Source organism: Thauera sp. ZXT1-4, from assembly GCF_052598215.2.
This window is the reverse complement of sequence record NZ_JBQWSN020000052.1, coordinates 1-8,772: the sequence shown is the minus strand read 5'-3', so window position 1 is coordinate 8,772 and position 8,772 is coordinate 1. Positions and strand designations below refer to the sequence as shown.

The window sequence follows — 8,772 nt, the reverse complement described above, 5'->3', positions numbered from 1 at the left end:
GCGGCCGAGCAGCGCGATCTCCATCACGATCTGCCCGACCTTCGCCTGGTCGAGCCTGGCGAAGCGGTCCTGCGCTGCCTGCATGTACATCACCGCATCCATGCGCAGGCCGCCGTCGACCGCCGCGCGCATCTCCTCGTGACCGATGCGCGTGAGCGCCTCCTCGGCCATCTCGCCGGCCTGGTGATCGGGGAAGCGCTTGACCACCGCCTTGTACTGCTCGGCCGCCTCCTTCACGTGCGACGACCCGAGTTCTTCCAGGCACTGCGCGAGCCCGAGCTGCGCCCCCGGATCGGCCGGCGCGAGACTCGCCGCCTGGCGGAAGAACGGCAGCGCCTCGGCCGCCCGGCCGGAGCGCATCAGCACCGCCGCCAGGTTGCGCTTCGCGAAGGCGTTCTCGGGTTCGAGCTTGACCGCGTCGCGCAGCGCGTTGGCCGCCTCATCGGCGCGTCCGGTGCGCGCGAACGCTACCCCGAGCGCGATGAACGCGTTCGCGTGCGTGGGGTCGAGTTCGACCGCCCGCTGCAGCGGGGCGACCGCCTCTGCCGGTCGCCCCAGTTCGGACAAACACAGCCCGTGGCTGTAGGCGATCTCGGCGTCGTCCAGCATGCCGTCGAGCGCCTCGAGCACCGGCAGCGCATCCTCCAGGAAGCCGTTTTGCAGCAGCCCCAGTACGTAGGCCTTCGGCTCGACCCCGCGCTCGGGGACCGCGACCACGCGCACAAATGCGTCATCGACCACCACCACGGCCTGCCAGCCGCGCGCCGCGTAGTCGAGCGCGTAGCGCCCGATCACCGCCTGCTCGAACTCGGCCGTGCCGCGCGGCGGCAGGCCCGTCGGATCGAGGTCGTCGAGCGGGATCTGGAAGATTTCGGGGGCTTGGCGGGTGGTCATCGAGGCGTTCAGAGTGGAGTGCGGCGTGGATTGTCGCCCATGAGGCGACTGAGTTGCGTCGGAGGGTCAGGAAAGCCGCAGACCGTTTCGTTGCTCTGCCCTGCTGCAGACCGGGGTTTTAGGCAGTTCTGCAGCGGTTGCGCTTGGGATCGCTGGAGCGGTTCAGCTGTCGGTGGGGGGGCTAGTTCATGGCCCCCTTGGGGGGGCCTGTTCAATGGGGAGGGGGGCCGGCTTTGCCGGGGGAATCCCGAAGGGGTGCCCCTTGTACGGATCGATATGCGCGATTTACTCACAGCGAAGACGACCCATTACAGGTAAGAGATAAAGGAAAAAGCTAAAGGCAGAACCTTACAGGTTTAGGGGGGGGGTGATTATGCGCAGATCGGGGGGGCGATTATGCGTCTACGTCAAGAGGACGGGGGGGCGATTATGCGCAGATGGGGGGGCGATTATGCGTGGACAACTTCAGTCCTCCACAGGGTTAATAACATCTTTATAAATCAGCCAGTTAGGCCTGAAATCATTACGCCGAAAAAAAGCAAAACAGATGTTGGTGCGACACCATCGTATAAGAAGGGGGGGCGATTATGCGTCGCCAAAGGACATCCCAAACGGGATTCAATATCACTTAATTGTTTGATTTATATGGTATTGGCGGAGGTGAGGCATGCAGCAGAAGCCCACCTTTTACCGGCACGACCTTAGCCGTCGGATAGACCACTAGCACTTTCTTGAGCGACGACAGAAACTCCTTCTTGAAATCCTTGTCGGCCTCGATCCCTGTGTATTCCTGGCCGAACTGTTCGCGCAGGGACTTCCAGTACAACATGATCGGCCGGCCGCTGATCCGGTGTAGGCGCTCGGCGAGCATGGCGTAAATGTCCATGGCCAACGCAGACCCCTTGAGCGCGTACATGGCGCGCACGTCCTGCGGCACGGCGTGTTCGATGAGGGACTTGTAGTAGTCGTCGGAGAACGTCACCACGCCGGGCCATAGCGGGCGCTGATGTTCGTCCCGCGGCTGGATCCACGCCTCGAACTGCTTCACCGGCTGGCCGTTGTAGGTGTAGGCCCGCCCTGCGGCGTTGAAACCGAGCGTCATGTGACAGGCGGCCAGCGCCTGGATCTGCTTCTTGAAGCTCGTCAGCGAGCCATTCTTCCCGCCGGTGCTTTCCTTGCCGAGCATGCGCAGAAACTCGGCCGCGCTTTCCCCGACTGGGATGATCGGCGAGCGCGTCTTCACGGCCTGGGTGTTCAACCAGGCGAGCACCAGGCGCGGATTCGCGCCGTAGGGAATCGGCTGCTGGACGAGCTGTTGACCGTCCCACAGGGCGCCGGCGGTCACACGCAGCGCGGCGCCGCCGCACATGCGCTCGAAGACCTGCAGACCGGCGACCGCCTTCGGACCGCGGGGAAGCCCAACCTGGCACAGGATGGCGTGCAGATAGGCGATGTCGCTCCCGCTCGGCGGCTCTGTCCTGATCGTGGCGGCCGCATCGAGCAGCGTCGGCGCGATGGACTCGCGCGGCGCCGGGGCGGTGACCGTGGTGCGCTTCGCGCGCTCAGCTGACTTCTCGGGCTTAGGCTCAGCGGCCGGCGTGAAAAGGTCCGGCGTCTGCCCGGTGCTCGAGCTCTGATCGACGGCCGTCCTGCGCGCGATCTCGCGCGCTTGGCGCGGATCGAGGCCCTTATCGATCAGCGCCTGAACGTAGCCGGTATCGAGCTTGGCAGACATGGGCGCGCGGATCCGGTCAGGCCTTCCCGAGGCCGTCGATCTCGAGTCCGCGCTCGACGGCGCGATGGATCGCGAGATTGATCACCGCGGCGCGACTCTGGCCGAGTTCCGCGGCGAGCTGGTCGACACGCTCGAGGAGGGTCGGTGCGATCTTGAGACTGATGAGCTTCTTGACCTCGCGCCGGGCGGCCGATGCTTTCGACGCATCCGGCGCCCCGCTGATGAAGGCCTCGGCTGCGGCATTGTCCGCGACGGCGGGCTCGGCTGCCTTGGGTTTTGGTTTTGAGGTGATCGCCATATTTAACACCCTTTAGATATCGTTACGATATCACAACGATATCAAACAGAATTCAAAAGAAGATCAGAAAAGCGCACTAACCAGCGCGCTGATCTCGTCGCACGCCTTCTTGTCGGCGGGCTTCGCCTCGAGCACCGAGAGCCCCTGCCCCGCCGCATTCGCGAAGGACTTGCGCCGACGGATCGGCGTCTGCAGGAGCTCGAACTGCGGAAAGTTGGCAACCGCTGCCGCGGCGTCCGCATTATCGGTCGAGGCCTCGCCCGGATCGGCGCAGTTGAGCACCGCGAAGGCCCGCAGGCCGTCGCGCACCGCACGCGCCTCGTCGATCAGCTTGGCGATGTCGTCGAGCGCCCACACGTCGTAGCTGCGCGGCTGGAACGGCACCAGGAGCACATCGGACAGGATCAGCGCCGCGCGCAGAGCGGTCGAGTCCCGCCCACCGGCGTCGATCACGATGTCATCAAATTTTGCGCGCTGCTGCTGCACCTGGCTGCGCAGCGTCGGTCCGTCCGGGTAGGTCGCACAGGCGATGCCTGGCTGATGGTCCGCTTCAGCGCGGATCGCGATCGCGGTCTGCGCCGTGCCCTGGCGGTCGCCGTCGATCAACCAGACGTCGCGGCCGGCGAGGGCGCGCGCGATGGCGATGTTCACGGCGAGGGTGGTCTTGCCGACGCCGCCTTTGGTGTTGCCGACAGTAACAATCATATTTATAGCTTACAGATAGCACTAAGATATCTATTGAATATCATCTTTGGCACAGAATCAATGTCGCCGACGTTCGACGATTCCCCGTAAGGTAGACTCGGATGGATCTCCTCAAACCCACTGAAAAGATGCTTTGTCCAGACATTCTCGCTAGGACTCTTACGGAACCGAGTACCGGTAATGGATCTAAGCCGTATGCGTACGGGAATAGCTGGCAGTATCACTCTCGGTCAGATCGCCACTCTAAAGTGATGTGCTGGGGCGTGACCCTGGATCTGATGCTGGCGTGCCCTCTTCTACGAGAGCACGTCTCGACGGGTAAGGTCTCCGTCGGCATCAACCACGAGATGAGCGACTTCAGGAACAAGAAGAAAAAGAACCTTGATCTCGTTCTCTGTCGGAGTACCGAAAGCGGCACGTTCGGCGGCTCGAAGAGCGGTAGACAAGCGGCACGTACTTTCGCTGAGCTAGCGCTGATCTACGGGATCGCGCTCACCGATCATGAGCGGTCCCTTCTCGATACCCTCCCCCCACTGAAGATCGGCAAGGTATCAAGCGTTCTGCTCGCAGTGGAGGCCAAGGCAGCGATGACTGCCTTCCACAAAGCTCGCCCGCGTCTCAAAGACGAACTCACATCGAGTCATCAAACCATCCACGGCGATACGGACGAAGCGATCGCGGCGGGCTTGGTGATGGTCAACACCGCGAGCGAATTCGTATCGCCCGATATGAACAAGTTCACCATCGACGGGACCAATACGCACGTCTCATTCAACGTGCAGCCGAAGTGCGCACAAGCTGTGGTCGAAGGCCTGCGCGAGCTTCAGCGGCGTTCGAAACGCGGCGACGAAGGCTTCGATGGGATCGGCGTGATACTGCTTGAGTGCGCGAATAACGGCTCGCCGGTAAAAGTCACATCGCCAGATCCAGTCTTACTGCCGAGCAACGACGATTTCGACTACTCGCGCTTCATTCATCGTCTCGCTCAGCTCTACTCGAACCGATTCCAGGGCCAGTGAAGGGATTCAAGCGGCGAGCTTCGGCGGGACTTCTCCACCGAGCTCTACGATGTGCTGCTCAAGGGCTTCGATAAACGCGTTCTCGAAGCGCAGCTTCGAACGACGCGTACGGCTCAAGAACCCGGTAGCGGCTTTCAGCGACAGGGGATCCAGCGGCCCCTTCAAGAACTCGGCGAGAGGTAAAGGCCTTCGCCCGATCGGGTCGGTACTGATCCGCACAGAGAAGCGCTTCTTCCCATCGAATCGCGCAGCACGGGGGCAACTCCCTACAGTAGGAAATTCGTGGTCACGCTCCGGTTCGTACCGCAACGGATCCAACAAGCGCTCGCCGATCCACTGCGCGACGGGAACGCTTACAGCGCTCCCGACTAACCCCCAACGCGAGCTCGGGCGCGCGACCGTTTCGGCTTCCTCAGTCCAACCACGGGGGAAGCCCTGAAGGGCCTCAGCGTCTTGGATAGAAGGTTTGACGATACTTCCATCGGTCATGAACACGGCCGGAGGAGACGGGATACCGATAGTCGAACCGTTCTTCAGCGTCGGCACGGCATCGACAGCCCACCCGAGCCCTCCGAGTCCTTCGGTCCAATAGAAGCCGTGGGCAAGCAGGCCGATAGAGGTCGTGGGCCTCTCAAGGGGGTTCTCGTCGGCGAGCACGACCTCGGCGGGATCGAGGGCCGTGCTCGCGACCAGGATTACTCGTTCGCGCCGCTGTGGCAGGCCGAACGAGAAGGTGTCGACTACACGGTATGCCCAGCGGTAGCCGAGTGCCTCGAACTCATCGACGATCGCTCGCATCGCCTCGCCCTTACTGAGCTGCAGCATGAAGGGCACGTTCTCGACAACGACCGTCGGCACTTTGCGCCGACGGAGCAAGCGAAACACTTCACTAATCAGACCTGAGCGCTCTCCTTGAAGACCTGCGGTTCTACCCGCCTGCGATAAGTCTTGGCAAGGGAAACCCGCGGTCACGAGATCGACACGGCCGGGAAGGTCACTGAGGCGACAAATGTCAGCACTGTATTCGGTGTCTGGGAAGTGCGCCGAAAGCACTGCCTTCGACTGCGGGAGAACGTCGCACAGCAGTTCCGCGTGGTGGCCTGCCAGCCCCATGCCCCTTTCGAACCCGCCTATACCTGCGAACAGCCCTGCGATGTACATCGAACACTCCCTCTTCAAGATCTGAATTTTACCGGCTATCGGATAGAAACTCGAGGGGCACGATCTCCGCGCCGGTGACGAGAAGGGAAGAGAGTCGGCGCACGAGTGCGAACTCGTCATCGAGTTCGCACTGCCACACGACGACAACACGCCAACCGGCCGCGGCAAGTGCAGCTGCCTTTCGGCTATCCCGCTCTCGATTACTTTCGAGCTTCGGCCCCCAGTACTCCAAATTTGATGAGGGAGCACGACCGCGCCTGCAGTCGTGCCCGTGCCAAAAACAACCATGAACGAAAATCGCCACCCTTCGCGAAGGGAGAACGATATCCGGTGTTCCTGGAAGGTCTTTTCGGTGGATCCTGAAGCGATAGCCGAGCCTATGAAGAAGCGAGCGGACGATTTTTTCCGGCGCGGTGTTCTTCTGCTTCACTCGCTGCATCAAGCTGCTACGAGCTGACGGGCTCAGGCGATCGGCCATGATCTAAACAAACCACTCCCGATGTCGTTCGCGATCCATGCGCTGAACCGACCGCACCGCATCGAGCAGCCGCTCGACCGGCGGCACATCCCAGCCGCAGGTGTCGCCCAAGAGCATGAACGGCCTGAGCATCTCGGCCGCCTCGCCGGGTTTGCTGTAGTAGTTCACGATGAAATGATCGCCATCGTGCAAGCCACCAGCGACAGTCCAAGCCCGCGTCGTGCCGGCGTAGGCCGCGAGCATCGAGCCGAGCACCTGCTCCCACGGCGTCTCGTCGGCGGGATCGGGGACGATGCCCGTCGCTGCGCGATAGATCAGCTTGCCGCGAACGGCGTCAACCACATAGGGCCGTTCGCGGAACGCCTTGGTGCTTGCCTCCGTGAACCGCTGCCAGGGGATCGAGCACAACCAAGTCCAGTCTGTATCGCTGTCCCCGTATAGCAGGACGCTCGGCGAGGCGGCGGCCTCTTCGTCGTAGATCTCGACCGACCTCCGGGCAGCGCCGGCGCACGCCGAGGTAACGATGGGTGCGGAACGCCAGAAGTCGGCGAGAGCCTGCCACGCGATCGAGGTTTTCATGCTCCGTCCCCCGTCGACTCGACATGAAAGACGACGCCAAGCTCGCGCTCGAACGCCTCAATCCGCGCTTCGGCCTCTTCCTGTGTACGCCACGAATACGCGAGCGCCCAGTTCGGCGTGAGGTAGACACCGGTGTCGGTGTCGGTGTCGTAGGTCGCGAAGCGGCCATCATCGGCCATCAGAACGAAGAGCGGCGAGCGTTTTCGCGCTTGTTGAAAGCTGGCGTCAGCCATGGGACACCTCCTCAAACGATGGCCAATGGTCAGGCAACACAACAGTTGCCGCTGTTGCTTCTGCCGCAACTAAAATATCGTTTAGATATACTTTTAATATCTTAATGATATCGTTATTAGATCTTTCTAGCTGTACTGAGGACCCCGCCGCGGCGTGCTCCAGGCATCGGCCGCGACGAGAATGGAGCTCGGCGGGTTCGTCAGGAGAACCTGACCGACCTTCCGCTTCTGCCAATCGACCTTGCCGGAAGCCGTGTACTCGATCAGCAGTGGCTCGCCGAAGCCGTGCTGTGCGCAGTATTTGAGAACGCCGGGCTTCTGGTTGGCTAAACCCTGGGCGTGGGCGGAGAGGTGAAGGTAGGCGACTAGGATAGGCGTTGCGAGCATCGGGATACTTGGGGTCGTCTCAGAAAACGGGCAACAAAGCACGTTAAGCCGATCGCATTTTTTGCAGCGCCCTGAGCTGTGCGCCGGGGGTCGATGACGGCGGACGACGGGCGCGCAGCAGGTCGGGGTAGGGCAAAAGACTGAGCGAATGGTAAAGCGCGTCGTTCTTCTCAACCGCCTACACGGCGGCAAACGCTGACTACGGTTAGTTGGTCAGGCTGAGATTTAGACGTCTAAACCGGCGGTGCCGGTGTGGGACGCCACCGCGTCCGCGCGAGGACCACATTGGACGAAACGGCGTCGACGGTCCAATGTCGGGCGCGGTGCGGCCGAAGGCCTCGAAGGTCCCGCCGGGACGGAACGGCTGGACCCGACCCTGAACCGCCGTAGAGCTTTTGGGAAAGCTGTCGTTCAACGTAGAAGTGAGGGGCAGCCGGAGCGCATAGCGCGAAGGGCACCAAAAGCGTAGCTTTTGGCTGTCCCCTCGACTGCCAGGTTGGGCGCCCCCTTCTTTCTCGCAAGGAGGAAGCGTATGCCTCTGGCCACCTGCTGCGAGAGGGAACGGCGGTCCTTTCATTGATCTTGAGATCTCGATGCGGAAGGCGGCGTTAGAACACCCGACCAGCCAGCAAGTGCGAGCAGGACTAATCCGGCCACAAGGAAGGCAGCTGCGACCCAGTCGGAGGAAATTTCGCCTTTGAGCAACAAGTCAAATAGAAAGTCTCTCGCGTCCTTGAGTCGAATCCAGCCGATCAGTAAGCAAATTGCTCCGAAGAAGGCACTGACACCGCCGGCGTACTCAGCCAACGATTTGAGGGTCCGCTCCATTGAAAGGCTCATTGCAGTGCTCATGCCCAACTTTGTTTTAGGGCGACAGTTCTGCCGCATAACATTGGGATGCCGGATAACATGTTCTGCAACCTCCTGTTTAGACGAAGAAATATCGCGCAATGCAAGATAACAACGCAGGTAAAGCAGCAGCCCGCATGGTGTGTGGTCTGATCGACTCCGGACACAGGCGTTTAGCATATCCTCCCGCCGCAATGACCGCTATCCGGATCGATTGATGACCGGCCGCATATGGCCGCCTGCTGTCTGCCATGAGTGGGCTGGCGACGAGGTCGTTTAGGGGCATGGCGCGGTGTGATTAGACAAAATGAACCATTTTGTCTAATGTCCAGCCACCCCCCCCAGCAACGGCGCGGCTTTGCGCCGCGTTTTTTCGCCGAACATTGGACAAAACGATGAACGACCGCAAACACCTCACCGCGCGCGAGGTCGAG

At 61.5% G+C, this 8,772-nt stretch carries 11 protein-coding genes; 1 reads left to right on the top strand and 10 read right to left on the bottom strand.

Annotated features, from left to right (window positions below):
• From ACUH78_RS18330 to ACUH78_RS18315, 4 genes are all read right to left on the bottom strand, one after another.
• A partial coding sequence (locus ACUH78_RS18330) for a tetratricopeptide repeat protein (RefSeq protein ID WP_445334208.1) occupies positions 1-894 on the bottom strand: 894 nt, incomplete at its 3' end.
• A 628-nt stretch (positions 895-1,522) separates the two neighbouring features.
• Positions 1,523-2,629, bottom strand: a complete 1,107-nt coding sequence (locus ACUH78_RS18325; protein ID WP_445334209.1) for a replication protein RepA — start codon at positions 2,627-2,629, stop codon at positions 1,523-1,525.
• A 16-nt stretch (positions 2,630-2,645) separates the two neighbouring features.
• On the bottom strand, positions 2,646-2,927 hold the full coding sequence (locus ACUH78_RS18320; protein WP_445334210.1) for a ribbon-helix-helix protein, CopG family: 282 nt from the start codon (positions 2,925-2,927) through the stop codon (positions 2,646-2,648).
• A gap of 63 nt (positions 2,928-2,990) precedes the next feature.
• Positions 2,991-3,632, bottom strand: coding sequence for an AAA family ATPase (locus tag ACUH78_RS18315; RefSeq protein ID WP_445334211.1), 642 nt, complete (start codon positions 3,630-3,632; stop codon positions 2,991-2,993).
• A gap of 263 nt (positions 3,633-3,895) precedes the next feature.
• Between ACUH78_RS18315 and ACUH78_RS18310 the strand changes: the two genes are divergently transcribed.
• Positions 3,896-4,651, top strand: a complete 756-nt coding sequence (locus tag ACUH78_RS18310; RefSeq protein WP_445334212.1) for a hypothetical protein — start codon at positions 3,896-3,898, stop codon at positions 4,649-4,651.
• A gap of 6 nt (positions 4,652-4,657) precedes the next feature.
• Here the strand turns inward: ACUH78_RS18310 and ACUH78_RS18305 are convergent, their stop codons facing one another.
• The 6 genes from ACUH78_RS18305 to ACUH78_RS18280 all read right to left on the bottom strand — a co-directional run bounded on the left by ACUH78_RS18305 (position 4,658) and on the right by ACUH78_RS18280 (position 8,341).
• Positions 4,658-5,812, bottom strand: coding sequence for a DNA cytosine methyltransferase (locus ACUH78_RS18305; protein ID WP_445334213.1), 1,155 nt, complete (start codon positions 5,810-5,812; stop codon positions 4,658-4,660).
• A gap of 28 nt (positions 5,813-5,840) precedes the next feature.
• A complete protein-coding gene (locus ACUH78_RS18300; protein WP_445334214.1) occupies positions 5,841-6,290 on the bottom strand; it encodes a very short patch repair endonuclease in 450 nt (149 codons plus the stop codon).
• Positions 6,291-6,293: 3 nt separating this feature from the next.
• Entirely contained in the window at positions 6,294-6,869 is a 576-nt protein-coding gene (locus ACUH78_RS18295) for a hypothetical protein (protein WP_445334215.1), read from the bottom strand.
• Positions 6,866-7,102, bottom strand: a complete 237-nt coding sequence (locus ACUH78_RS18290; protein ID WP_445334216.1) for a hypothetical protein — start codon at positions 7,100-7,102, stop codon at positions 6,866-6,868. Before ACUH78_RS18290 ends, ACUH78_RS18295 begins: the two co-directional genes overlap by 4 nt.
• Positions 7,103-7,228: 126 nt before the next feature.
• Positions 7,229-7,489, bottom strand: a complete 261-nt coding sequence (locus ACUH78_RS18285) for a hypothetical protein (protein WP_445334217.1) — start codon at positions 7,487-7,489, stop codon at positions 7,229-7,231.
• Positions 7,490-8,062: 573 nt separating this feature from the next.
• Positions 8,063-8,341, bottom strand: coding sequence for a hypothetical protein (locus tag ACUH78_RS18280; protein ID WP_510497591.1), 279 nt, complete (start codon positions 8,339-8,341; stop codon positions 8,063-8,065).
• Positions 8,342-8,772 lie beyond the last annotated feature (431 nt).

Excerpts from the sequence above, each read along its gene's own strand:
- ACUH78_RS18285 (WP_445334217.1), bottom strand. The coding sequence starts at position 7,489 with ATGCTCGCAACGCCTATCCTAGTCGCCTACCTTCACCTCTCCGCCCAC.
- ACUH78_RS18325 (WP_445334209.1), bottom strand. The coding sequence starts at position 2,629 with ATGTCTGCCAAGCTCGATACCGGCTACGTTCAGGCGCTGATCGATAAG.
- ACUH78_RS18305 (WP_445334213.1), bottom strand. The coding sequence starts at position 5,812 with ATGTACATCGCAGGGCTGTTCGCAGGTATAGGCGGGTTCGAAAGGGGC.
- ACUH78_RS18315 (WP_445334211.1), bottom strand. The coding sequence starts at position 3,632 with ATGATTGTTACTGTCGGCAACACCAAAGGCGGCGTCGGCAAGACCACC.
- ACUH78_RS18320 (WP_445334210.1), bottom strand. The coding sequence starts at position 2,927 with ATGGCGATCACCTCAAAACCAAAACCCAAGGCAGCCGAGCCCGCCGTC.
- ACUH78_RS18295 (WP_445334215.1), bottom strand. The coding sequence starts at position 6,869 with ATGAAAACCTCGATCGCGTGGCAGGCTCTCGCCGACTTCTGGCGTTCC.
- ACUH78_RS18280 (WP_510497591.1), bottom strand. The coding sequence starts at position 8,341 with ATGAGCACTGCAATGAGCCTTTCAATGGAGCGGACCCTCAAATCGTTG.
- ACUH78_RS18300 (WP_445334214.1), bottom strand. The coding sequence starts at position 6,290 with ATGGCCGATCGCCTGAGCCCGTCAGCTCGTAGCAGCTTGATGCAGCGA.
- ACUH78_RS18290 (WP_445334216.1), bottom strand. The coding sequence starts at position 7,102 with ATGGCTGACGCCAGCTTTCAACAAGCGCGAAAACGCTCGCCGCTCTTC.